The 23,439-nt window shown below is 59.7% G+C and carries 22 protein-coding genes; 9 read left to right on the forward strand and 13 right to left on the reverse strand.

The genetic code is table 11. The annotated features are described in order from the left end of the window. Positions 1-117 precede the first annotated feature (117 nt). The 3 genes from CRI94_RS10350 to CRI94_RS10360 all read right to left on the reverse strand — a co-directional run bounded on the left by CRI94_RS10350 (position 118) and on the right by CRI94_RS10360 (position 2,887). Positions 118-981: an MBL fold metallo-hydrolase gene (locus CRI94_RS10350; protein WP_098075640.1), complete on the reverse strand. Its 864-nt coding sequence runs from the start codon at positions 979-981 to the stop codon at positions 118-120. A gap of 18 nt (positions 982-999) precedes the next feature. Beyond that, complete coding sequence (gene mscL / locus CRI94_RS10355; RefSeq protein ID WP_098075641.1) at positions 1,000-1,479, reverse strand: large conductance mechanosensitive channel protein MscL; 480 nt, start codon at positions 1,477-1,479, stop codon at positions 1,000-1,002. A gap of 199 nt (positions 1,480-1,678) precedes the next feature. Beyond that, complete coding sequence (locus tag CRI94_RS10360; RefSeq protein ID WP_098075642.1) at positions 1,679-2,887, reverse strand: LOG family protein; 1,209 nt, start codon at positions 2,885-2,887, stop codon at positions 1,679-1,681. A 448-nt stretch (positions 2,888-3,335) separates the two neighbouring features. Between CRI94_RS10360 and CRI94_RS10365 the strand changes: the two genes are divergently transcribed. Both CRI94_RS10365 and CRI94_RS10370 read left to right on the forward strand, forming a co-directional pair. Further along, complete coding sequence (locus CRI94_RS10365; RefSeq protein WP_098075643.1) at positions 3,336-4,886, forward strand: hypothetical protein; 1,551 nt, start codon at positions 3,336-3,338, stop codon at positions 4,884-4,886. 163 nt (positions 4,887-5,049) lie between these two features. Next, positions 5,050-5,652: a transposase gene (locus CRI94_RS10370; RefSeq protein WP_098075644.1), complete on the forward strand. Its 603-nt coding sequence runs from the start codon at positions 5,050-5,052 to the stop codon at positions 5,650-5,652. A 350-nt stretch (positions 5,653-6,002) separates the two neighbouring features. Here CRI94_RS10370 and CRI94_RS10375 read toward each other — a convergent pair whose 3' ends face one another. Together CRI94_RS10375 and CRI94_RS10380 are read right to left on the reverse strand one after the other, a co-directional pair. Beyond that, a complete protein-coding gene (locus CRI94_RS10375) occupies positions 6,003-9,128 on the reverse strand; it encodes a vitamin B12-dependent ribonucleotide reductase (protein ID WP_098075645.1) in 3,126 nt (1,041 codons plus the stop codon). A gap of 1,232 nt (positions 9,129-10,360) precedes the next feature. Further along, on the reverse strand, positions 10,361-10,561 hold the full coding sequence (locus CRI94_RS10380; protein WP_098075646.1) for a hypothetical protein: 201 nt from the start codon (positions 10,559-10,561) through the stop codon (positions 10,361-10,363). Positions 10,562-11,228: 667 nt separating this feature from the next. Between CRI94_RS10380 and CRI94_RS10385 the strand changes: the two genes are divergently transcribed. Next, complete coding sequence (locus CRI94_RS10385) at positions 11,229-11,633, forward strand: hypothetical protein (RefSeq protein ID WP_098075647.1); 405 nt, start codon at positions 11,229-11,231, stop codon at positions 11,631-11,633. A 136-nt stretch (positions 11,634-11,769) separates the two neighbouring features. Here the strand turns inward: CRI94_RS10385 and CRI94_RS10390 are convergent, their stop codons facing one another. The 4 genes from CRI94_RS10390 to CRI94_RS10405 form a co-directional block, all read right to left on the reverse strand. Then, positions 11,770-12,099, reverse strand: a complete 330-nt coding sequence (locus tag CRI94_RS10390; RefSeq protein WP_098075648.1) for a hypothetical protein — start codon at positions 12,097-12,099, stop codon at positions 11,770-11,772. A 214-nt stretch (positions 12,100-12,313) separates the two neighbouring features. Next, complete coding sequence (locus tag CRI94_RS10395; protein WP_098075649.1) at positions 12,314-13,258, reverse strand: endonuclease/exonuclease/phosphatase family protein; 945 nt, start codon at positions 13,256-13,258, stop codon at positions 12,314-12,316. 171 nt (positions 13,259-13,429) lie between these two features. Then, positions 13,430-13,591: a YqaE/Pmp3 family membrane protein gene (locus tag CRI94_RS10400; protein ID WP_098075650.1), complete on the reverse strand. Its 162-nt coding sequence runs from the start codon at positions 13,589-13,591 to the stop codon at positions 13,430-13,432. 111 nt (positions 13,592-13,702) lie between these two features. Beyond that, positions 13,703-14,371, reverse strand: a complete 669-nt coding sequence (locus CRI94_RS10405) for a class I SAM-dependent methyltransferase (RefSeq protein ID WP_098075651.1) — start codon at positions 14,369-14,371, stop codon at positions 13,703-13,705. Between the two features lie 173 nt (positions 14,372-14,544). Between CRI94_RS10405 and CRI94_RS10410 the strand changes: the two genes are divergently transcribed. From CRI94_RS10410 to tsaE, 3 genes are all read left to right on the forward strand, one after another. Beyond that, positions 14,545-15,315: a WG repeat-containing protein gene (locus tag CRI94_RS10410; RefSeq protein WP_098075652.1), complete on the forward strand. Its 771-nt coding sequence runs from the start codon at positions 14,545-14,547 to the stop codon at positions 15,313-15,315. 138 nt (positions 15,316-15,453) lie between these two features. After that, positions 15,454-17,022 (forward strand): T9SS response regulator signal transducer PorX, encoded by a 1,569-nt coding sequence (gene porX / locus CRI94_RS10415; protein ID WP_098075653.1) that lies wholly within the window; start codon positions 15,454-15,456, stop codon positions 17,020-17,022. Between the two features lie 171 nt (positions 17,023-17,193). Then, a complete protein-coding gene (gene tsaE / locus CRI94_RS10420) occupies positions 17,194-17,622 on the forward strand; it encodes a tRNA (adenosine(37)-N6)-threonylcarbamoyltransferase complex ATPase subunit type 1 TsaE (protein ID WP_098075654.1) in 429 nt (142 codons plus the stop codon). An 84-nt stretch (positions 17,623-17,706) separates the two neighbouring features. On the opposite strand, the gene udk is transcribed toward tsaE, so the two are convergent. From udk to CRI94_RS10435, 3 genes are all read right to left on the reverse strand, one after another. Continuing rightward, positions 17,707-18,333 (reverse strand): uridine kinase, encoded by a 627-nt coding sequence (udk, locus tag CRI94_RS10425; protein WP_098075655.1) that lies wholly within the window; start codon positions 18,331-18,333, stop codon positions 17,707-17,709. Positions 18,334-18,390: 57 nt separating this feature from the next. After that, a complete protein-coding gene (locus CRI94_RS10430) occupies positions 18,391-19,191 on the reverse strand; it encodes a YaaA family protein (protein WP_098075656.1) in 801 nt (266 codons plus the stop codon). A 271-nt stretch (positions 19,192-19,462) separates the two neighbouring features. Continuing rightward, a complete protein-coding gene (locus tag CRI94_RS10435; protein WP_098075657.1) occupies positions 19,463-19,804 on the reverse strand; it encodes a YtxH domain-containing protein in 342 nt (113 codons plus the stop codon). Between the two features lie 482 nt (positions 19,805-20,286). Here CRI94_RS10435 and CRI94_RS10440 point away from each other — a divergent pair, with 482 nt between their 5' ends. The 3 genes from CRI94_RS10440 to CRI94_RS10450 all read left to right on the forward strand — a co-directional run bounded on the left by CRI94_RS10440 (position 20,287) and on the right by CRI94_RS10450 (position 22,996). Then, positions 20,287-21,093 (forward strand): alpha/beta fold hydrolase, encoded by an 807-nt coding sequence (locus CRI94_RS10440; protein WP_098075658.1) that lies wholly within the window; start codon positions 20,287-20,289, stop codon positions 21,091-21,093. A gap of 647 nt (positions 21,094-21,740) precedes the next feature. Next, a complete protein-coding gene (locus CRI94_RS10445; RefSeq protein WP_098075659.1) occupies positions 21,741-22,253 on the forward strand; it encodes a single-stranded DNA-binding protein in 513 nt (170 codons plus the stop codon). Positions 22,254-22,516: 263 nt separating this feature from the next. Continuing rightward, a complete protein-coding gene (locus CRI94_RS10450) occupies positions 22,517-22,996 on the forward strand; it encodes a DoxX family membrane protein (RefSeq protein WP_179862253.1) in 480 nt (159 codons plus the stop codon). Between the two features lie 44 nt (positions 22,997-23,040). On the opposite strand, the gene CRI94_RS10455 is transcribed toward CRI94_RS10450, so the two are convergent. Beyond that, the gene (locus tag CRI94_RS10455) at positions 23,041-23,415 is read right to left on the reverse strand and encodes a P-II family nitrogen regulator (RefSeq protein ID WP_098075660.1); all 375 of its coding nucleotides are present in this window, start codon (positions 23,413-23,415) and stop codon (positions 23,041-23,043) included. Positions 23,416-23,439 lie beyond the last annotated feature (24 nt).

The following is a 23,439-nucleotide window of genomic DNA, read 5'->3' on the forward strand; positions in this document are numbered from 1 at the left end:
CGTGTTTGCTCTAGAGGTCCATTCTACCACGATACGTGGTACGTCAACGTCTTAACGCCCGAACGCCGAAAACCTTCAAACTTCCAAACTTTCATACGTTCACACCTACCCCCCCCTCTACGCCGCCCGCTGTAGTGGTTCGAGGTGGCGTTCCGCCTCAATGCGATCCTGGTCGCGGATGCAGGAGCTGATGAGGTTGTCCTTCGAAAAGTCGCCGCCTGAGATCCAGCGGAGCAGCCCATCTTTCCCCAGCATCTCCTCGCGGATGTCATTTACGGGGCGCTTGTCCTGTCGGTAGCGACGCCGGGCTACGCCGCACAGCGCCTCAAGATACCGCGCCTTCTCGCGGAGGGCGTGCGCACCCTCATCGACGATGCCGCGATGGGAGCAGAAGACTGTTGTGATGTCGTATTGCAGCACGCGGTGAATGCTTCGAAGGAGCGCGCCAACGTGCTCGTCATAGCGAAGATACTCCGGTCGCTGCGTGATGTAGAGGTCCGCAGAAAACAACCAGCCTTTCCCTTCAACGCGGTAGCACACCATGTCGTCCGCGTGTCCGGGCGTCGGAATGGCGTGAAGGATGAGCCCATCGCCGATCGACAGGTGCTCGGGGACCGGCTGGGCCTCAATGGGGCCAGGGGAGCCCCAGACGATGCGGCGGTACATCTCCATGTCGAAACCGTCGCGCAGTAGATCCAGACTCGCTTCCGGCGCGAAGACCGGCACATCCAGCATCTCGGCAATGCGCCCAGCGTTTCCCGCGTGATCCTCGTGGTGATGCGTGACCACAACACGGTCGACCCCGCGCGTGTCCGCCATCTCCTGGACGAACGAGCGCACGCGTCGCCACTGGTTGGGCGGACCCGTATCGATCAGCGTGCGCCCCACATGGTAGCAGTACGCATGCGTACTGATGCCGACCGGGTACCGGCCGGTGCGAAAGGCCTCAACGGGCCCGTGTTGATGGCGAGAACAGCTCATAGGGCAGACAAAGGGTCGTTACGATGCTGCGTGCGGTGACGGCTCGTCGGTGATATCGGAGGTACAGTGCGGACAGCGTGTGGCTTGAACCGGAATATCCTGTACGCAGAAGGGACACTTCTTCACGGTCGGTGCCGCCGGTTCGGGGGCTTCATCCGGCTCCATCATCTTGTTCACCGACCGCACGAGGACAAAGACGGCGAAGGATACGATGAGGAAGCTAATCGCACTGTTTAGAAAGACGCCGCCGTTCACTGTCACGGCCCCCGCGGCATTTGCTGCTTCCAGCGTAGGGTACGGACCCGGCGTCGTCCCGTCCTTCAGAACGACGAAGATGTTGGAGAAGTCGACGTTACCGACAAGCAAGCCCAGTGGAGGCGTGATCACGTCCTTTACAAGCGACTGGACGACGCCGTTAAAGGCCGCCCCGATGATGATACCGACGGCCATGTCGACGACGTTACCGCGAAGCGCAAACTTTTTGTATTCCTGAAGCACGTGTTTGGTAGACTTCGATCAGAATCTCGAACGGCCAATCCTTGCGTACGTGCGACCACGAAACAGTGACACTGATATCTGGGTGCAGGGTCAGACGAATCTGACCAACTGACCGTGTCGCAATCTTCCGGCCAAATGTGAGCCCCGCTCGTATCTCGACCGGCGGACTACGTAAAATATGGATGCACAGGCCCGTCGTTTATTCCGTTGCCGTGACGTTTCGATTCCTTGCATGCGTGAGAATATCTTCGACAATGTCATCCACATCATTGTGGAGGCTCAACACGTCTGCATAGGGTGTCCCTTCTGCTAGCGTTTCGATAAGCGGATACACAGGCTTGGTCTCTGTCCAATATTCGCGGTCGAGAAATACCATCGGGCTGGCAGCACCAAACGTTTCGTAATGATTCTGGGCCGCATCCATAAAAATTTCCTGGATGGTTCCCGCACTTCCGGGCGCATAGATCACGCCGTGAGTAGCGATCGCAAGAAGACCGTCCTCCCGAATGCTGTTCGCGAAATACTTGGCAACGTGGCTCGGGAATAGGTTCGAGGGCTCGTGCCCATAGAACCACGTTGGAATCGCGAGACTGTCGGCTCCGTCTGGATAGGTGTCGAGAATCTGGTATGCGAGATCGAAGTACGCCTCGTCCTCATAATGAGGTGCGGCCGCAAGCGTATCCACAGCGTTGTGCACGACATCGAGTTCATGCGCGGAAAGGTACGCGCCGAGATTTGCCGCTTCCATCGCTCCCGGTCCGCCTCCCGTGGCGACGAAAAAGCCGGCCCGCGCGAGCTTCCACCCGATAACAGCAACCTGTCGGAACGTCGGACTGTCGCGCTCCAGCCGGTGACCTCCCATGACGCCAACCACACGCCGTCGATCGGTCTCTGGAAGAACATGGTCCAGATGCGAATCCGGGTTGTCCGGTGGGTCATGGAGAAGATCGGCGAGCGCGTCATCAACGGCGTGATCGTGGATGCGAAAAGCTAGGGCATCCATCACAGGCACCGCCTGACTGACCTTCGTCCGCGCCTTAAAGTAGTCGTAGATGCGCCGGTCGGCGGTTTCGTGCAGGCTCTCGTACTCCCCGCGCCGATACCCGTCCATGAGTTCCTTCGTGCTGTAGAGGGACGCCCGGTAGGGGTGAAACGGCAAGCCGGTGAAGGCGGGAAAGATCGTCCCTCCGGTGTTGCGGATGTGTTCGTCTGTCGCGCTCGTCATTCGGCATCCGAGAAAACAGGCGTCTTCGGCTGGCACGCGCTGGACCACCTCCTCCATGACCTCGGACCGCAGATCCAATCCCTGCACGACAATGTCTTTCATCGACCCGTGCGTCTCGATGTGAGCGACGAGCTCCGTACTGGATTCAATTTCGATGACTCGGTCCGGACAACACTCGTACATAAAAAAGGAGGTCGTTGATGTGAATGGTCGCGCCGAAGCTGAAAACCTCTGTGTAGACAACACAGAAAATAAGGGAAGCGACGTACCGTTTCATTTCGAAGAAGGTTCGCCGCTGTTGTCGCGTGGATCTTGCACGGTCGAACCCTCGTAATTTTAGTGCACAATCATCAAAGACGGTCGCTCGTCTCTCTTGTCTCTTCTTCGCAGCATCGATTCTCTGCTCCATCCGCTTCTGCCCCTACATGCAGGGCGATACTCCTACGGGCTGTGGGTCATTGGGATCTTGTTGTCTTTCCTTATTTTCCCATCCCGCTCTTCGGCCTTCGCACAGGAATGTCCTTCGCCGCCAGCGTCTCCTGCAGGAACGGATACGACCTCCTGGAGCGCGTATGCAGAGAACGCCCAACGGCATCGCCAGTGTGCCGACCCGTCGAACGGCGATTGGGTCGTGCGCGAAGCTGTCGGCTGGATGCGGGCAAAACGGTTTGAGAATGTTATCCAGCTTGCGGATAACGTTCTCCGCGGGCCGACGAAATCCGATAGCCTGACGGTCAGCCGGATCTACGAACTCGCGGGCATCGCCGCCTCGCGCCTCAGCCGCCCGGATGAAAGTACGCATCTCTTCCGAACGTCGAGATACTATTCGTCGACACGTTCTCCTGCCGAGCAGGCAGAACTTCACTTCAGTTGGGCGAAAAGCGCCCTTCGATCTGGAAGGTACGTGCAAGCTCGCTCCCACGTGCAGCGGGCTCAGAAGGAACTGGCAAACCCGGACACGTCCCTCGCGCTGTCGGCTCTCCTTTCTACGACGCAAGCCTGGGCTTTCGTTCTGGAGGCTGTCCGTGATGACCGCCCCCCGTCGGATTCTGTCGACACCGTCCTGGCCGAAGCGAATACGATTCGGTCGGCGACCGGCGACCGGCTCTGGCATGCGTCCGACGGACGTCAGATGGACATCCAGAGCCGCTTCGCGATCGTTCGCGCTGCCGCAAGCACCGTGCGCGGTCAGTCCGTGGAAGCGGGTGACCTGTCGGCGGCCCGGTCGCGTGCCCAGAAACATGGCGATGCCTGGGCCGAGATCGCTTCTCACTTCGTCGATGTCCTGCGATACGCCGAAACCGACGAGCCAGATGCAATCTACGACCGCATGGATCAAATCATCGACCTCTCCCGGTCGGCTCAAGAGCCAACCTTTCTCGCCCAGGTGCTCCTCGCCAACGTGCGGATCGCTTCAGATCACGGCCAGGAAGACGAGGCCCACCGCGCGCTCCAACGGTTGAGCTCGCTCGATGCCGTCCCGCCAGCTATCTTCCAGGCCGCGTCCACTCGGCAGATGAGGGCGTTCGAAAATCCATGGACCTGGACCACGTGGGCTCAAATCCTCGGCCTCGCGCTTGTCTTGTCCCTCGTCTTTCAGGTCTTCGTCTCGCGTATGCGATCCAGCGATGACGCGACACCCGACCCTGGGGACGAACGCGAGGGCGCAGACGTGCCCACGGAGCCTGGACCGGAGCCCTCCTCCGAGTACCAATCACCAAAGGGTCTCGACGATCCAGTCGTGAACGACCATGCTGCCGTCGCCTTCGATGTGCAGATCGACCTGGACCCGGAAGAGATCGAAAACATCATCGCGTCGACGCCCTTCACCGGCGGAGCCGAGTCCTCCGGTCAGCAGGACGCTGCCTCGACGCCTGCACCCGACGCCGAGGGGCGGCGCTCTGCACAACCGGTCAGCGTCCCATGCTACGGAGCAGACGGCTCACGCGAGGGCGAAATCGAGATTCCCTCCAGCCTCGCGGGCGGACTGCTGGAGCGGAAGATCGTCGCGCTTGAGGTCGAGGGCGAAATTCTCCTGCTGTACCGCTTCGAAACGGGATCCCAGCGCGTCGTCCACTACGACCCGGAATCGGGCACCTTTGAGGACGTGGAGACCGACGGCGACTTCCACGGCTTCCCGATCGCCAAACTCGGCCGACCGGATACGGATTCGTCCGACTGAATAACGGACCGTTTCGGCGAATGCGTCGCGCCCGGCGACGTCCGCCAGCACGCAACCCGTGTCTGGCTACCCGTGCCGAAGAAACGAGCCTGCGTTATGATTTCCGGCGCGCATGGGTCTTAGAGACAGCCCCCGAACCTGTCTCTCACCTCCTGCTGCACCAATGCCTCGCCCGGATTTCCCGCAACGCAAGAACAGCCTCCGTCATCCGGACATCGACTACAGTTCGCGCGGGGCCTACTTCGTGACGGTTCGGACGCATCGACGTCGACCTCTCTTCGGCTCGATTCGAGACGGCGTCATGGACTGTTCGCCCACCGGCGACATTGTCCGGGACGAGTGGTACCGGACCGAGACGCTGCGGGGAAATGTCGTGCTGGATGCTTTTGTCGTGATGCCCGACCACGTCCACGGCATCCTCTGCCTCGTGCCGGAGGGCGTCACGGAGGTCTCGCCACGGGGCTACCGATGGCGCCCCCTCGCGCCGCCCGATGCCGGCAATGCCCAGAGCCTGCGCGCAAGAAGGCATGATCCGGAGCGCCACGGCGTCGCCTACCGGCCGCCGAATTCGCTGTCCTCGATCATGGTCGGCTTTAAGGGAGCCGTCACCCGCCGGATCCGCGCCGAATGCGACATCCAGCCCGATGCCCGAATCTGGCAACGCACCTTCTACGACCGCGTCCTGCGGAACGAACGCGAATGGCGGTCTGCACGGCAATACATCCGCCTAAACCCACAACGTTGGTGGGAAAAACACGGCCGATAACGTACCGACACGTCGCCATGTGTCCATCGTGGCCGATTTTTCCTGGACGCCGGCCCGTTCCCCCGCCGGGTCGTTTTCCGTCCACGGTTCGGGGTCCCCACAGCGGGTACGATTCATCCCTGTCCGGGCCGGTTTCCCCGCGTTGTAGGGGCGCATTGCAATGCGCCCCTACAACGCAAACGGGGGACACACCGAAAACCGATGTATAAATGCCAGGGGAACGGGATGGACCCAACCGGCACCGACGCAAAACGCCCGACCCTCCTCGCGGAGAACCGGGCGTATGCGATACAGCCAAATGATGCTGCTTGGAGCCAACCGCGCACACACGCGGCAACCCTTTCACGGTATCATCCGCATCCCGTGCTTGCACCGCAGTTCGGGCACATGTAGCACGCGCCGCTGCGGACCGTGATGCTGCCGCACTCGGGGCAGGGCGGAGCGTCGGACTGGTTCTGGAAGGTATCCTCCGTCGCGCTCTTCATGGCCTGCGCCTGCGCCGGATTGCTCCCCGACGTCGCCGCGTCCATGAAGGCCTCAACGGTCTGACCGATCAGCTCGTCCTGTTGCTCCGCCGTGGCGTCGTCCACATCGCCGAAGTCAAGCTCCGCCTGTGTGGTGTCGACCGCCGGGCCGCTACGGTGCGATTCCTCCGCAGCGGCCTCATTAGGGTCCGTGGTCACCTCCTCATCTGAGGCGAGATCCGGCTCCAGCTCCTGATCCAGGAATTTGATGGACAGGTAGCGGAAGATGTAATCCATGATCGACTTCGCGATCGGGATCTGCTTGTTGTTCGTAAAGCCACTCGGCTCGAAGCGCATGTGGCTGAACTTGCGGCACAGATCCTCCAGCGGCACGCCGTACTGCAGCGCGATGGAGATGCTCGTGGCGAACGCGTCCATCATGCCGGCCAGCGTGCTGCCCTGCTTGGCCATCGTGATGAAGATCTCACCGGGGCGCCCGGCGCCGCCGTTCTGCACGCTCTCCGGATAGAGCCCGATCGTGAGGTACCCCTCGTGACCGGCAATGGAGAACTTGTGCGTGATGGACGGCCGCTCGTCGGGCAGACGCTTGCGCGTCGGCTTGTAGACGACCTTCTCCTGAATCTCCGGCTCTTGCGTCACCGCACCGTCACCGGACGGATCGGCGGCCTTCGCGGCTTCAGCAGCTTCGGCAGCCTTCTGCTTGTCCGACTTCTGCGTGTTGCCATCCTCGGATGTCGACAGCGGCTGACTCCGCTTGGAGTTCTCGCGGTAGATCGCGACGGCCTTCGTGCCGAGCTCCCAGCTCTTGAGGTAGGCGTCAGCAATATCCTCCACCGACGCGTCCTCCGGCATGTTGACCGTCTTCGAGATCGCGCCACTCACGAACGGCTGCACGGCACCCATCATGCGGATGTGACCCATGTGATGGATCGACCGCTCGCCGTTGTTCGGTTTGAAGGCGCAGTCGAAGACCGGCAGGTGCTCATCTTTCAGCAGCGGCGCACCTTCGATCGTGTCATTGTCATCGATGTACTCGATGATCGCCTTGCGCTCGTCCTCGTTGTATCCGAGGCGCTCCAGCGCATCCGGCACGCTCTGGTTGACGATCTTCATCATGCCCTCGCCTTCGCCGGCGAGCAGCTTGTACTTCACGAGCGCGATGTCCGGCTCAATGCCCGTCGTGTCGCAGTCCATGTAGAACCCGATCGTGCCGGTCGGCGCGATCACGGTGGCCTGCGCGTTGCGGTAGCCGTGGCGCTCGCCAAGCTCGACCATGCGAGCCGCACTTTCACGGGCGCTGTCGAGCAGATCGCTCGGGCACAGGTCGCGGTCGATGTCTTCCACCGCCGCCTGGTGCATGCGCATCACGTCGAGGAAGGGCTCCTCGTTCTCGGCATAGCCATCGAACGGACCGATGTCTTCGTTGGCTGCGATCTCGGCGCTGCGGCCGTACGCTTCGCAATGGATGATCGCCTGCACGGCCCCGGCCACGGCGCGACCTTCGTCGCTGTCGTAGGGGAAGCCCATCGCCATCAGCAACGCGCCCAGGTTGGCAAAGCCGAGTCCGAGGGGACGGAACAGGTGACTGTTGCGGGCAATCTCCTCCGCCGGGTAACCGGCGTTATCGACCAGGATCTCCTGCGCGGTGATGAAGATGCGGGCAGCGGCGCGGAGACGCTCCACGTCGATCGACCCATCTTCGTTCTGATACTTGCGCAGGTTGAGGCTCGCCAGGTTACAGGCCGAGTTGTCCAAGAACATGTACTCCGAGCAGGGATTGCTGGAGTTGATCTGGTCCGTGTTCTTGCACGTGTGCCATTTCTGAATCGTGTCCTCGAACTGCAGGCCGGGGTCGCCGCAAACGTGCGTCCCTTCCGCCACCTTGTCGAGCACCGTGCGCGCTTTGATCTCTTCGACCACCTCGTTCGTGGTGACCGTGCGCAAGCCGTACGTCTCGTCGCGGTCGGCCGCCTCCATAAACTCGTCGGTGACGCGGAGGCTCTGGTTCACGTTCTGGAACGCGACGGAGCCGTACGCCGGGCCGTTGAACGAGCCGTCGTACCCCTGCTCGATGAGCGCCCAGGCTTTCTTCTCCTCCTTCTGCTTCACCTCGACGAATTCCATCACGTCAGGGTGCCAGCACTTGAGCGTCTGCATGATCGCCGCGCGACGCGTCTTGCCGCCGCTCTTGATCGTGCCGCCCGTAGCGTCCTGCACCTCCATGAAGCTCACCGGACCGGACGGCGCACCGCCACCGGACAGCTTCTCTTTCGTGGAGCGAAGCGTCGACCAGTCCGCGCCCACGCCGGAGCCGAACTTGAAGAGACGCGCACTCTCGCCCATCGTCTCCCAGATGCCGTCGATCGAGTCTTCCACGTCCACGATAAAGCAGGCGCTCGCCTGGGGGTACTCGTAGGGGTCGACCTTGACGATGTCCTCCTTATCGAAGTCCCATCCGTAGATCTTCTTGTCGCCCGTGTCGCGGATGCCGTACTGCTGGCCGAGCCCGACGTTGAACCAGACCGGCGAGTTGAACGCGCCATACTGGTGGGTGCAGAGCCAGGTCAGTTCGTCGTAAAACGTTTCCGCGTCTTCCTCCGACGCGAAGTAGTCCTGCTCTTTGCCCCAGTCCGTGATGGAACGGGTGACCCGGTCGACGAGCTGCTTCAGCGAGTACTCACGGAGGCCGTCTTCCGGCGAACCGTTGCCCTTGTCATTGTCGCCGTAGAAGTACTTGCTGGCGACGATGTTTGTGGAGAGCTGACTGAAGTGTTCGGGGAATTCGACGTCCTTCTGCTCGAAGATCATCTCCCCGGACGGGTTCGAGATGGAAGCATCCCGAATCTCCCATTCGCACGAGTCGAACGGATGCTCTCCTTCGGTCGAAAAAACGCGATCGATAGAGAGTCCGCCCTCGAGCTCGCTTGTATCGGGGAGGTCCGGTGCACCCCCATCTCCCTGAAAGAGATTGGAGGAGTTGGATTCTGACATGCGTGCCGTGTGGATTTGAATGGAGGGTTGCTGGATTTCAACTCGCTCAAAATACCTGCTCCGGGCAGGCTACCGGTCCGTCCCAGAGCCAACCCACGTGGCTTCGTCATCTCCGCGGGTCGTTCACTCGGAAACAAGACCGTCGCTACGGGGCGGCAGCAATCGATCGACTGCGTCTATTACGCCGACGGACGGTAGATCGTGCCGGCGACGCGTCTTCTTATCGGCATCAGACCAACGGTGCAGTCGATGCCTGGCCGCTCGGCGCTGCGCAAAAAAACCGGTGCAGAAAGCAGGGTGAACGAGTTCGCGCGCCACGGTGTATCCGCACCGACTGCGAGCCGGATTAGAAAAACAGAGCAGCGCACGGAGTGAAAGGATGTGCACGATCGCACATGCGTCCGACGTCCCGCTACAGCGTCCAACCGAAAGGGAGTGTCAGCCTCAATAAAGTTGGTTTGACACCGAGCGCCTGACGTCTTCGGTGTGAAGACGATGCGGGCCGGAGCGATTCACCAAATCGAGACCGTCGTTGACAGCAAAAGCTGCGAATGCAGCACGGGGCTCTCCCGCCCACGGGGTGCTGTCATCGATAGTAGACGCGCGGACGTACCAAGGCGCTGGCATCGCGACTTCCTTTCACCGACATCATGGTGGGTTTCCCCCTGATGCATAACGGCTATTTGCTCGAAAGCAAGCAGCCGGTCGCGAAGTCGTCTCACGTGCAATCAAAAGGAAGGGGCACGGACGCCGTGATGCAAATCTGTTTATCCACAATCTCCTAACGTCAAGCTCTTCGACGATCCGCATAACGGAAATAGCCAATTCGCCGCCGATGCTGATGATTGGGAACCCAGAGGGTCTTACGATAACTGTTATTGTCCAAGTCCGTCACACCCGCCGCGAACACCCACAAAGTTATCCACAGCCTCCTCCACAACATGTCGTCACCCATCGAAGTTGAGGTCGCAATAACAGAAGAGGTAAGGGCGCATCGCAATGCGCCCGAACGGCGACATGAGCAGCGTACGCCCTCCGCACACCCGTACAATAAAGGTCACTCTCCGTCGGGCCAGACGCTCGAAACTAACGCAGCGCCCTCCTCCGATCGGAAAAGGGCGCTACGCATCAGCCACGGTGATGGCTGTACACAAAAATGGGCGGCTCTCCGGCTCTTCCTCCTCCCTGCGTACAGGCAGGCGCACAGCGCCCGCCCGAACGACCGAGTCAGACTAGTAATCCGAGAGGTCGTCGCCGAAGTACTCGTCGTAGTTGTCGTCTTCGTACGAGTATTCTTCCTCCTCGTCGTCCAGCTCGTAGAAGTCGTTATCCCCGTACGGGTCGCCCATCAGGAGTTCGTCGTCCATGAGAGGACCTCCCATCATGGCGTCGTCGAGGATCATATCGTCATCATACATTTCGTCGTAGAACATGGCGCTTCTATGCTTCTGGTATACAAAGTGGGGTGAGTGGGACTGCACGAGGTAGGTCGATACGACACGTATCACGGCCTTCCGATTCCCTCGTGCAGGTGAAACCACGGCAACATCTGCTCGGCGTGGCTCCCAAAATGAACAGCGAAAAAGTGCGGCATTGACGCACGAGATTCCACCAGGTTTCCGGCAATCCGAACCATTGTGCGTCGTACCATCGCGACCTCCCGTGAACGGGCGCGGTGCACGAAAACAAACAATCCGTGTGCCCAAATCCGTTAGGAGGTTCCGCATCGTACAAAGAATCAGCGTCTTGTACAGGCTCGCTGCGTGGAATTACGATGCAGAGCCAGAGTCGCACGCGTATCATCCCCGAGTCCAGACGAAATGCGCTTTCGGATGATCTCGAATCGGATTCTGGCGCGCTGCGAGCCACCAGGCCCGCGTCGTGGATCCATGAACATTTTCCGAAGCCGGCAGAATGAGCCACGCCTTGGAGTCGTTTTGCCACAAATTCCCCTTCGACTCCATGAAAAGCGACCAACGGAACGAATCCTGCTGGCTGCGGCGGAGTAATGCATAAACCGTGACCGGCCCGCCGTTTGCCGGCCCCCGTTTTTCCACTGGCTCCCGATGTTTTTCGACGACCCGACGATCTTCTGCTCTTATGGCTGCCGAAAGTAGTGCCTATCCCGAACCCAGCGACTTCGAAGTGATGCGGCCGACGTATCGCGAAAAGGACGACGGGTTCGTCCAGGCGACCATCTCGATTTCCCCGTTTCGCGTGAAGGGGGAGAGCTCGTCCAAAGCAGGCGCGCGACGGGCCGCGCTGTATGAAGCGCAGAAGACCTACAAATCGTACCACCCGGGATACTCGATTAAGAATCCCTTCCCCGAACACTTCGTCGATGGTGAGGGAATGGAGTGGCACCGCCTCCCACCGTTCGAGCGCGGCACATACGGCGACTACAAGTTCATCGACGACCAGGGCGAAGAAGACTACGTAGACATCGACACGATGCTACTCTGGGACGTACGACCGAAAGACATTCTTGAGGGCGAAGAGTCCTGAGGCGACCGACTCGTTGAAACGAAAAGCCGCTCCTCCAATCGGGGGGAGCGGCTTTTTTTATCTACGAGCACGAAGCTACCAGCAGTGTCTACTGACTCTCGCGGACGGACCAGTCCATGAAGCAAGCAATCGCTGTTCATCCAGTAGCGGCCTGTGCATCCAGACGATCGAGCACCCGCTCTGTGTCCCGAATCAGCGTAGCAATTGCCTCCGCACGCGCCTGCAAATGAAGCGCGTTCCGCCCGTCCGCGTCCTCGTTCTTCGTAGCCGTTCGATCAGCATCCGTCTCGACAACGAGGGATTTGCAATCCTTACTGAGCCGACGGGCCATCGCCTTTAGCATCTCAAGGTCGCGGCGCGCCTCACCGACCGCCGTCGATGTCGGGTCATGGCGTGATGAGGATCCATTCAGACGAAATCTGGGGAGCGACCGATCCTCGAGAAGACGGTCGTGAAGAAGAACCATGGCCTCGGCAGGTAATCATGAGAGACACGTCGTATCGACCGATCGCCGTGCTCCATACACCTGAGATGTCGCGTCGCTCGCGGACGCTCACAACGATCGGATGTACATATTACATTCGTACAAATCGATCGCTGTCTACGTACTCCATCACATGGCCTGCGAAAAACTCGCACGCTCCCGTGGAGCTTTTCACTACAACCTCCGCATGATGAGGTTATGGTGCAGGGGCCGAGGTTGCCGTCCACTGGATGTCGACGTGCACGGGCAGATGATCTGAAATCCGACGCGCCTCACGCAGAGTTGAAAAGGCGGTCGTGAAGTCAGCGATCCCGCCTCGCGAGATATGAAGCGGTCCCATTTCCACGAAGATATTGTCGTATTCGTTGGCGAGATGACCGTTAGGACCCGTCCGCCGCTTCCGCCGAAGGCTGGTCGGCTGATCGTCGAGCACCGCTCGGTAGCCGAGTCGCCGGAATCCACTGAACGCTTCGTGATCCTCGTCCAGGTTGAAGTCGCCAAGCACGACCAGATGGTCGGACGCGTACCGCGGGTGTAGCGCGTCGAGTTGCCGGACCTCGTGCTCCGGGTCTTTCGAGCGCGGCACGGCGTGGATGCTGGCAACCAGGAAGGTGCTGCCGCTCTTCCGCTCCTGAAAGCGCGCCATGTACGGCTCGCGGTCGATGGAGCGAGAAAGCGTCGGTTCAAGCCAGGCACGCCCCTTGATCTGGGCACGCGAGGTTTTCCAGACGTACGCATAGCGCTCCGACCCGTCGCCGCTTGTCGGGTCGCTGAGTCGGTAATCCCAGTCAAACCCACGGCGATCCAGTTCATCGACCAGGCGACCAACGGCCTGCGCACCGGCCGGACCCGTGGACACCTCCTGGATGGCCACGATGTCATAGTCGCGCAGCGTCTCCGCGATGAACGCCATCTCGCGATCGTTCTTCGAGCGGCCGAAGTTGTACAGGTTCCACGTCGCAAGACGCAGATACGGACCGCTCGGCGCCTCCCCAGTGGTTTCCGTTTGGACCGTCGCCACCGGGTCTGTGGCCGACCGCGTCGCAATACCTAGAATTTCGATTCCGGTGACATATTCGACACCGGCAACACTTATGACGATTACGGCTGCCATGAGCAACCGCTTGACCTTAGAATCCATCGTAAAGCAGGAAAACGCGGGGACAACGAATGAGGCGTATTAACGTCGTCGTCCCCGTGGAGAATTGCGATCCCTGACCGCCATAGAATGTGTGAGTTTCACGAGACGTGACATTCCAATCGCCTCACGTACTGGTTTGCGCATCTTGACCGTAGATGGCTCCACACAGTTCTAGCGCGTGTACAGCCAGACGCCATGAATGATACCCGGAATGTACCCGATCAGAGTCAGGACCAGGTTGATCAGAAAATCCGTTCCCAGGCCACGCAGAAGATAGACTCCGAGCGGGGGCAACAGGATCAAAAGAAGGAGCGTGATGAAGTTGTTATTCATGGCGGTACACGTTTGAAATGAAAAAGCAGTCGTTCGATTGAACTGGCGTATACAACGAAGGGACGCAGGCCGCCCCCCATTATTTGCGCACGGCTTACGCGGCGGGATTCTCTACGACCGTTTGCGTGCCAGCGTCACGCCATCGGCGAGGGGGAGCATACTCACGTCCACCCGGTCATCGGCATGAATAGCCGTGTTGAGGTCGTGCACAACCTGAACGCTCTCCTCCTCAATCTCGGGATGAGCCACACGACCGTCTCGAAACGTGTTGTCGAGCACCACGAGGCCACCTGGGCGGACGAGACGGAGGCACAACTCGTAGTACGTTGGATAATTGATCTTGTCTGCGTCAATAAACGCGAAATCGTAGGTCTCCGCTGCATTCTCCTTTTCCAGAAGGACATCGAGACTGTCCAGCGCGGGTGCGATGCGAAGATCGATCTTGTCCGCGACGCCAGCTTCCTCCCAGTACCGCCGTGCTACGTTTGTGTACTCCTCACTGATATCGAGAGCCGTGACGTGGCCGTCGGACGGAATTGCCTCCGCCGCAGCCAGTGCACTGTACCCCGTGAAGACGCCAACCTCCAGGGTCCGACGAGCGTTCATGAGCCGTAGAAGAAGCTGAAAGAACTGCGCCTGCTCCGGCGCAATTTGCATCTCTGACTGAGGGTGAGACATCGTTTCGACCCGAAGCTTACGCATTACCTCCGACTCACGAAGGGACACGTCAAGCATGTATTCCTGCAGGTCGTCGGGAAGGCCAATCGACTTGTTGGACATACGGTTCGGGACGCCGGAGGGAAGGAAGCGTGGGGATCTGCGAATGCATTGCATCAAGCCAACCGAGGCTGTAGCCAATGGATCCACGACCTGAGGGGCTCGCAACGTTTCACCGCTGGACGGGTAAAGGTGCGTGATATCGACCTCTTCACTCGCTCGGCTCCCGACCGTGTATGCTTCGATTCCTACGTCTTTCGTTCTCCGCCGAGAATGTCATCCGGTTCATTCCGCTAACGCTCCTCCTGGCGATCGTTGTTGCGGGATGCGGCTCGTCCGGCGAAGAAACGTCCGAGGCAGATTCGCCGCACCGGAGTGCGTCCGAACGCATCCTATTTCCGGTCGAGCAAGACGGCAACTGGGGATACATCGACCGTAGCGGTACGGTTGTAATCGAGCCGCAATTCGAGCAGGCATGGCAATTCGTCGAACGCCGGGCGCTCGTGAAGCAGCAAGACCAGTACGGGTTCATTGACACATCCGGCGCCTTCGTCGTCCGCCCCCGCTACCACGACGCCTGGCACTTCAGCAACGGCCTCGCGCCTGTTCTCGAAGACAGCCTGTGGGGCTTTATCGATCGATCCGGCGACATGGTCGTCGACCCGAAGTTTAGTCTTGCACCGGAGGTCGTGGAGGAGGCCGACCGCTCGCTGCAGGATCGAGATGCCATTCTGAAGCGAACCGCACGGGATGGACAGTTTGGTTTTCAAAACCAGGACGGCCAGATGGTTATCACGCCGCGGTTCGACCAGGCCTGGTACTTTCGCGACGGTCGCGCCCGGGTGAAAGTCGACTCGCTCTGGGGATACATCGACCGCTCGGGGGATCTCGCCATCAAGCCGGCCTTTCCCCGCGCCTGGGATTTCCGGAATGGACTCGCCCGCGTCGAACTCCGGTCTGGACATCTCGCATACATCGACACCAGCGGCGCCACCGTTTGGCCATAGGTAAGGGGCGGAGAGCTTCGCTCCGAACGGTAGCCTGTGCGCCGCACGAAAACCGGGTGCCATCACGTTGAACGAGTGCCATCCCCCCGGACCGTTTCCCGGACATCTTCTTATCTCGCTCCTCCAGTTTTCCAACCTATGCCCGAACCACGCATCCTCTGGGCCGACGACGAGATCGATCTGTTGCGCCCCCACGTCATGTTTCTGGAAAAGAAAGGCTACGATGTGACGACCGTCGCCAACGGATCCGATGCCGTCGACATGGTGGCAGAAAACGCCTTCGATGTCGTCCTGCTCGACGAGCAAATGCCCGGCATGGACGGCCTGCAGACGCTGGAGGCCATCAAGGACGTGCGCCCCGAGGTGCCGGTCGTCATGGTGACGAAGAGCGAGGAGGAAAAATTGATGGAGGAGGCCCTCGGGGGACAGATCAGTGACTACCTGACGAAGCCGGTCAACCCGAGCCAGATCCTGCTCACGATCAAGCGCCTCCTCGAACGCCGACAACTGCAGCAGGAGTCGGTCTCGCAGCGCTACCTGCAATCCTTCGGCGAGATCTCGCAGGCCCTGCACCAGCCGATGGAGCACGCCGACTGGACAGCGCTGTACCAGAAGCTCGTCCGGTACGACATGGAACTGTCCGGCGACGACGGCGCCCGAGAGATCTTCCGAGACCAGTTCCAGGATGCGAACCGATCCTTCGGTCAGTTCATTGAGGACAACTACTTCGACTGGATTGCCAGTGTCGACTCGGATCCAGATATGCAGCGCCCCCCTCTCTCCCACGAGCTCGTGCCGGAGTTCGTGCTTCCAGAGGTGCGAGCCGGTGAGCGGCCCGTCATCTTCTTCGTGATCGATTGCATGCGCTACGATCAGTGGCTCGAGTTTGAGCCGCTTCTGCGCACCGACTTTTCCATTCAGACGGACTTTCACTACAGCATTCTCCCCACGGCGACGCCCTACTCGCGCAACGCGATCTTCAGCGGCCTCCTGCCCCGAGACCTGACGGACCGGTTTCCTCAGGCCTGGGATATGGCCGAGGAAAATGAGCAGAGCCGCAATCAGTACGAGGAAGAGTTTCTGCACGACCAGCTCGACCGGCATCATCTCAACGACCGGAGCCTGCGCTACGACAAGCTGATCGCAACCGAAGACGGACGTAGCTTCGCCGGGAAGGTCACCAACCTGACCCAGCACGACCTGAGTGCCGTCGTCGTAAACTTCGTCGACATCCTCGCGCACAGCCGGTCGGACTCCGACGTTCTGAAGGAGCTTGCCCCGGACGAACCCGCATATCGCTCGCTGACGCGCACATGGTTCGAGCACTCGTGGCTACTAGAAGCCCTCCGGACGCTCGCCGAGCACGACTGCCGCATCATTATCACGACGGATCACGGCGCCATCCGCGCGCTCCGCTCCACCAAAGTCATCGGCGACCGCGAAACGTCGACGGCCCTGCGCTACAAATACGGACGGAACCTGAAGTGCGACGAGGAAGACGCCATATTTATTCGGGACCCGGAGGAGGCCGGCCTTCCCGCGCACTCGATGAACACCAACTACATCATCGCCAAGGAAGACTACTACTTCGTCTATCCAACCAACTTCCACTACTACGAAAACCTGTATCGCGACACGATGCAGCACGGTGGATGCGCGATGGAAGAAATGATCCTGCCCGTCATCACCATGACGCCCCGCGGATAGCGTTCGGGCGTTGACACGTTGATACGTTCGTACGTTAACACGTTTATGCGTTGCGACGTTTGGCGCCACATTACGCAGCCTAAAACGCCACCACATAAACACCTCAACACGTACACACTCTCACACCTCAACACCTCCCCACCTTCATACTTCCACACTTCCATACCTCCAATGGAATCCGCTTTTCCCGTTACCACGCAGTCTGTCGAGGAAACGATGGACCTTGGTGCTGATCTGGCTGCCAGGCTGGATCCGGGCGCCGTTGTAGCGATCGACGGAGATCTCGGGGCGGGGAAGACCCATTTCGTAAAAGGCTTGGCGCGCGGGTTGGGATATTCCGAGCGGGAGGTTCGCAGTCCAACCTTTACCATCGTACAGGTACACGAAGGCGGATCGATGCCTCTCTACCATTTCGACGCGTACCGCGTGGGCTCGCCTGAGGAGTTTGTCGACCTGGGCTTCGAAGAGTACGTCTACGGCGAGGGCGTCACGGTGGTGGAGTGGCCGCGTCGCGTGGAGGATCTGCTGCCGGACGATACGATCTGGCTTCGCCTGGAGCACATCTCGGCGGAGGAGCGTCGAATTTCTAAGGGCCGGTGACGCAGGTCGGCACCTCGTAGAAATAGAAAAGCCAGCCGACAGGGCTGGCTTTTTCGTTGGATCAAACCGGTCACCGAACCTTCATCATCCGACTTTTTGAAGTAGGTCCTGGATGCGCGCCAGTACCATCTGTATCGCGACGTGGTTGTGGCCGCCGCGCGGAATGATGATATCCGCCTTGCGCTTCGACGGCTCGACGAACTCGATGTGCATCGGGCGAACCGTTCGTTCATACTGCCGGAGCACCCCGTCAATTGCGCGCCCCCGCTCTTGGATGTCGCGACGGATGCGCCGCATGAGCCGGATATCGTCGGCCGTGTCGACGTAGATCTTGATGTCCATCACCTCCTCCAGATCCGGCTCCGCGAGGACAAGAATGCCCTCGATTATGACGACCGGGCGCGGCTGTATCGTCTCCGTTTCGTCCTTCCGGCTGTGCGTGGTGAAGTCGTAGATTGGCTTCTCCACCGCTGACCCATCCACGAGTTGGTCGAGATGCTCGCGCATCAGCCCGGTCTCGAGCGCATCGGGATGGTCGAAATTGAAGCGCTCTCGCTTTTCCGGCGGATGCCCCGAAAGATCCTGGTAGTAGGCATCGTGATCCAGAACCGCGATCTGGTCCGAGCCGAATGCATCCGTGATGCGGCGTAAAACGGTGGTCTTACCCGAGCCAGATCCACCGGCGATTCCAATAATGACGGGCGATCGCATGAGCGAGCTTATCGTGCAGCAGAGAACAGAGGAATGAATCGAGACGGTGGCACGCGGTTAGCTCGTCGCCATCACCAGATTCCAGGTCTTCGTTTCGTCGTCAAATGTGGACGCCTTCTCGTCCCATTCGAAGTCGTCTGGATGCTCCCACTCTCGAAGATCTTCGAGGTCCTCTGCGGTCTCGCGTACGATGAAGTTTACGAGCTGGCCGCGCTGCACCTCCAGATCCGGTCCCGTGACCTCTTCGCCATCCTCCAGGAACGTTACCTCGACGCGCGCCTCGTACGTATGCTCATCCGTCCAGGCGGAGCGATTCACCTCAGGCAGCAGATCCCAGACCCATCGGCCCTCCAGGCTCTCGTTCAGTAGAGGACTGATATGCGGGCGCCAGTAATCTTTCACCGGACCGATCTCGCCAAAGTCGACATCCATTCCGAGGCGGTAGTTCGGAATGAGATCATCGGGACGCAGAAGCCCGAACAGACCCGAGATGATGACGCCATTCTCCAGCAGCCGTCGCTGGGCACCGGTCGGGAGATTGGCAAAGTCCATGGCTGCATACATGATGCCCGGGCTATATCGATCGAGCGCGGACATCAGCGGAGCATCGTAGATCTCCGAATTGACCTCAATAAACTGCTCAAGCTCATAGCCTTCCAGGTCAAAGGTCTCCGAGGCAAGGTCCTCATCCTGGATGACCTTTTGCAGATCGTCAATCAGAGCCCGGCGCTCGGGGTTGAGCTCGTCGAAATAATTAAACGTGCCCGAGGTCCGGTAATCGAACATGTCAGGTGCAAAGGGATTCCCCCCGGGCTGCTTGGTAGTGGCCGGGGCGAGCAGGACGGTAAGATTGGGCATGTAGGAGAGGCGCGTTCAGTGGAAAATGGGGCGTCGGGTCCAGGACAGACCCGAACAAGAAGCGGATCCGGATAACGCAGAGGGCGCGGGGACGCGTCGACCGGGCAACAGCAGAGTAGCGTGACAGGAGCGGTACCGCAAATATATCGATAGCACAGGCGAACGCGTCAGGCCGGAGTCCGACCCTTCACCCGTCCTTTGCGGCGTGCTACCGGTACCTGATACCGATTCGAGAATAGCGATCGCTGGTGCCACTCTCGACGGCAGATCGCTACTCCGATTCGGATGATGACCGGGACGCTGAACTTTGCTTGCGGAGCTCTTCGAGGAGAGCGTCGATGTCATCGCGGATGTGGTCGGCCTGGGCCTGCGCGTCTGCAACCATGGCGTCGCGATTTCGGCGGGCTTCGCTGACGGTGCTGGATCCGGTGTAGCGCCGAATCACATCACCTGCTTCTTTTGCCGCCCGTTGAATTTGATAGGCGATACGACGTCGGGCATCGGGTCCGCGCTTGGGGGCGAAGATCATCCCGAGTGCGAAGCCCACGGCTCCGCCCGCGATGGCACTCCAAACCCCGATCTGCGTTGCCTTTCGCTCTGATTCCGTGCTCATGGGCCGTAATTCGTTAACGACAGAAAGCCGAGTGGGAAACGTCCAATGCAAAAGTGTAGCCGTTATCACGCACCGAATTGCGCAGTACGCGTGAGGATTCGATAGAATCGTAATGCAGTCCCTCCTCGGGCAAGGAAAACCGGCAAAGATGATCGACCCGATCACGCCAAAGGGTTTACGGGTTCATCCTCCACCGGAATAAACGACCTCCCGCCTACATTTCGTATCCCGGCGCACGGACGATTATCAACGTGTGTTTCAACAGCAGGGGCCAACCGGATTCGTGACCAGACGTTTGTCCGGCACCAGCATTCTCAGGCCCTGAAGTCTTTTGAATGTTACCGACCTCGTGCGTTTCTTGCAAGGGACTTGAGCAGTGCGCATGGCCTCGTTTCATTTCTCTTCGAATGCGCGCTTTTCTGCCCCACGTTTTTGCGCCGCGCCGGCTACGCTCGTCCCCCCTGGCCTCTTTCTTTCCCTCTATGCCCGACACACCATTCACCGTCCGCGAATTGGACGCGTTCGAATACGTGGACGAAGGTCCACGTGACGCCGAGGTGCCCCCGGTCGTTCTTTTACACGGCATGCTCGGAGATTTAAGTAACTGGACCACGACCATCGAGGCCCTCTCCAACCGGGGATACCGTGTGCTGGCGCCAACCATTCCGGTGTACGACCTTCCACTCGGTGAAACCAGCGTGCCCGACCTGGCCGACTTCGTCCGGTCGTTTATCGAGCGACTCGAACTTGAGCAAACGGTTCTAACCGGCAACTCGCTCGGTGGCCACATTGCCCTCCTCTATGCGCTCAAGTACGCGGAGGATGTCGCGGCCCTCGTTCTCTCTGGCTCCTCCGGCATCTACGAAGCTACCCTCGGCACCACGACGATGCGCCGACAGGATCGAGAGTTCATTCGTGAGCGGACGGAAATGACGTTTTATGATCCGGCTCACGCCACGGAAGAGCTTGTGGACGAAATGCTGGACATCGTCAACGACCGCCCCCGCGCACTCCGACTCATTAAAATCGCACGCTCGGCCGACGAGGAGACCGTCACGGAACAGCTCGGGACGCTTCCCATGCCGACCCTGCTCATCTGGGGACGCGACGACGTGATTACCCCGCCCGACGTGGCCGAAGAATTCCGGGACCGGATGCCGAACGCCCACCTTCACTTTATCGATGAGTGTGGACACGCTCCGATGATCGAGCACCCGGACCAGTTCAACGAACTCACGCTCCAGTTCCTCGACGAACTTTCTGAACGCCAAAATTTCCCACAGTCATAGGGCCGACCCGACGGACCCATGACTCGACCTGCTTCCGCGCATCCCGTTGCACTGCTACCCCAACCGTACACCACAGTAGACACGGGCGCCTGCAGATGTCCACTCGAGTATACACACCCGTCCGCTCACCCTATATAAGCGCATTGTAAACGGCGATTCAGGGACGTGGCACGTACGTTGCCATTTATCTGATGCCCAGTCGGAGGGTGCCTCCACGCTGCGACTGGCCTTCGTGTCGAACAGCACGACAGGATTCATTATCGCCGGGTTGACGCGTTTTTGGGTGAGCGCGCAGCCCGGCGTTTTTTATGTCGCTTCCTACCAATCGTACCGGTACCACGACGTACTCGCCCCCTGTGACATAGTGGTGTCACCACCCGTCCGTATATTACACACGCTGGTCCGCGATGTCGACGTGTTGTGAACGCAAAGACATTCGGTCTGCAGTACGTCAAACTTTTTGTCGCTGACGTTATGACGTCGGCATCTGGTGTGTCTTATAGACAGACAAGACGATAAGCGTAACCGCCGACTGCTCCGGGATCGTGCCGAGGTTGGACATTTCCACCTCGCTGTGCGTAGACTCCGAGCATGTCTGGCGACACGCCCATAGACAGCATCTCTTCACTCAACGCAACGAGAACGCCATGGCTCGCGGAGTCAACAAAGTCATTCTCATCGGAAATCTGGGTCAGGATCCGGAGCTTCGCTACACGGGTAGCGGCACCGCCGTGTGCAATATGCGCCTGGCCACAAACGAATCGTACAAGGATCGGGACGGCAATCTGGTCGACAAGACCGAGTGGCACACGGTCGTTGCCTGGGCACGACTCGGCGAAATCTGCAACGAGTACCTGTCAAAAGGCTCACAGGTGTACTTCGAGGGCAAGCTGCAGACCCGATCGTGGGAGGACCGTGACGGTAACACACGTTACTCCACGGAGGTCAAAGCGCAAGAGATGATGTTCCTCGACCGCGCCAACAACGGCCCTGGCGGTGGCCCGTCTGGCGATGGGTTCAGCCAGGGACAGGGCGGAGGCCCGTCGGATCAGCGCCAGCAACAGGGGGGCGGACCGCAGCGTCAATCCCGCACACAACAGCAGCAACAACAGCAGGAGGAGCAGGAAACGTTCGAGCCGGACGACGAACTGCCGTTCTAGCGAATGCGAAATGGGGAGGGCGAACGTCGAAATGCTTCTTCCCGCGACATTTCAGTGCAGCATCCGCCGTCGGCATCCAGGGTTTCTCTGGGGGCCGGCGGTTTTTTTAATTTTCTAACCTCGTTCAACGCCCACCGTCGTCCGATCGGCAAAATGTCGTTGAATCGGGTCGAGGGACCGGCTCCGCGTTCACGCGTCACCGTTTGCATGTTGCATCATTCGCGTTCCTTCATGCCGACTCTCGCACGACGCCCCGGATCGCCATGCCTGACCAACTCGAGTCTCTCCGCCGCTCCTTCGACAACGTCGACCACGCCATCGCCGGATGGATGCGGCGAAACGGCTCGCTCCTCCTGCGTATCTCCCTCGGCGTGATCTTCGTCTGGTTCGGCGCCCTCAAATTCTTCGACGGACTCAGCCCCGCCGAGTCGCTCGTTCGGAGCACGGTCTACTGGGTCGACCCCGACATCTTCCTTCCGATTCTCGGAGCGTGGGAAGTACTCATCGGACTCGGCCTCCTGTATCGCCCGGCCATTCGCGTCGCGATTTTTCTCCTATTCGCTCAGATGCCGGGGACGATGCTCCCGCTGATCCTTCTGCCCGAGGTGTGCTTCACAATCTTCCCCTTCGGACTCACCCTTGAAGGACAGTACATCATCAAGAACCTCGTCCTCATCAGTGCTGCCCTCGTCGTGGGGGGCACCGTGCGGTCCGACATCCGCTCCGAATCCTACAGGAAGTAGTAGAATCGAACGCTTCCCGCACGTCAAACCTCATCCCCCACACCTCACTTTTCGTCTTCCTCCAAGAACTTCTCGAGGCGGACCACTTGCGTGTTTGATACGAACATCACACCCGAGCTTTTCTCGAACAGGGGCGTGAGGCCATCCATCACGCAGTCAATCATTTCGTCATCGCCAACAGCGAAGAACATGACGAGACCGGCGCGGTCGTTGAAAAGAAGACGTCCCTCGTGGAATCCGTGCGCCCCGCGGCCCGCGATGTCGCGATGAACCGTGTATCCGGTGGCGCCGCACTCCTCCAGCAGGTCCTGAACGAATTTTTCCTTTTCGCCCCGGACGATAATCTCGATTTTCTTCAGCGGATGCAGGCGGTGCTGCCTTTTGGGTGATTCCGTCGTCTCCTGTGGCTGATCAGTCATGGCAAGGTAGAAGAGTCGGTTAGA

It is taken from the genome of Longibacter salinarum (assembly GCF_002554795.1).
Classification (GTDB): Bacteria; Bacteroidota; Rhodothermia; order Rhodothermales; family Salinibacteraceae; genus Longibacter; species Longibacter salinarum.

Excerpts from the sequence above, each read along its gene's own strand:
- CRI94_RS10350 (WP_098075640.1), bottom strand. The coding sequence starts at position 981 with ATGAGCTGTTCTCGCCATCAACACGGGCCCGTTGAGGCCTTTCGCACC.
- CRI94_RS10360 (WP_098075642.1), bottom strand. The coding sequence starts at position 2,887 with ATGTACGAGTGTTGTCCGGACCGAGTCATCGAAATTGAATCCAGTACG.
- CRI94_RS10370 (WP_098075644.1), top strand. The coding sequence starts at position 5,050 with ATGCCTCGCCCGGATTTCCCGCAACGCAAGAACAGCCTCCGTCATCCG.
- CRI94_RS10375 (WP_098075645.1), bottom strand. The coding sequence starts at position 9,128 with ATGTCAGAATCCAACTCCTCCAATCTCTTTCAGGGAGATGGGGGTGCA.
- CRI94_RS10380 (WP_098075646.1), bottom strand. The coding sequence starts at position 10,561 with ATGTTCTACGACGAAATGTATGATGACGATATGATCCTCGACGACGCC.
- CRI94_RS10385 (WP_098075647.1), top strand. The coding sequence starts at position 11,229 with ATGGCTGCCGAAAGTAGTGCCTATCCCGAACCCAGCGACTTCGAAGTG.
- CRI94_RS10390 (WP_098075648.1), bottom strand. The coding sequence starts at position 12,099 with ATGGTTCTTCTTCACGACCGTCTTCTCGAGGATCGGTCGCTCCCCAGA.
- CRI94_RS10395 (WP_098075649.1), bottom strand. The coding sequence starts at position 13,258 with ATGGATTCTAAGGTCAAGCGGTTGCTCATGGCAGCCGTAATCGTCATA.
- CRI94_RS10400 (WP_098075650.1), bottom strand. The coding sequence starts at position 13,591 with ATGAATAACAACTTCATCACGCTCCTTCTTTTGATCCTGTTGCCCCCG.
- CRI94_RS10405 (WP_098075651.1), bottom strand. The coding sequence starts at position 14,371 with ATGTCCAACAAGTCGATTGGCCTTCCCGACGACCTGCAGGAATACATG.
- CRI94_RS10410 (WP_098075652.1), top strand. The coding sequence starts at position 14,545 with ATGCTTCGATTCCTACGTCTTTCGTTCTCCGCCGAGAATGTCATCCGG.
- porX (WP_098075653.1), top strand. The coding sequence starts at position 15,454 with ATGCCCGAACCACGCATCCTCTGGGCCGACGACGAGATCGATCTGTTG.
- tsaE (WP_098075654.1), top strand. The coding sequence starts at position 17,194 with ATGGAATCCGCTTTTCCCGTTACCACGCAGTCTGTCGAGGAAACGATG.
- udk (WP_098075655.1), bottom strand. The coding sequence starts at position 18,333 with ATGCGATCGCCCGTCATTATTGGAATCGCCGGTGGATCTGGCTCGGGT.
- CRI94_RS10430 (WP_098075656.1), bottom strand. The coding sequence starts at position 19,191 with ATGCCCAATCTTACCGTCCTGCTCGCCCCGGCCACTACCAAGCAGCCC.
- CRI94_RS10435 (WP_098075657.1), bottom strand. The coding sequence starts at position 19,804 with ATGAGCACGGAATCAGAGCGAAAGGCAACGCAGATCGGGGTTTGGAGT.
- CRI94_RS10440 (WP_098075658.1), top strand. The coding sequence starts at position 20,287 with ATGCCCGACACACCATTCACCGTCCGCGAATTGGACGCGTTCGAATAC.
- CRI94_RS10445 (WP_098075659.1), top strand. The coding sequence starts at position 21,741 with ATGGCTCGCGGAGTCAACAAAGTCATTCTCATCGGAAATCTGGGTCAG.
- CRI94_RS10450 (WP_179862253.1), top strand. The coding sequence starts at position 22,517 with ATGCCTGACCAACTCGAGTCTCTCCGCCGCTCCTTCGACAACGTCGAC.
- CRI94_RS10455 (WP_098075660.1), bottom strand. The coding sequence starts at position 23,415 with ATGACTGATCAGCCACAGGAGACGACGGAATCACCCAAAAGGCAGCAC.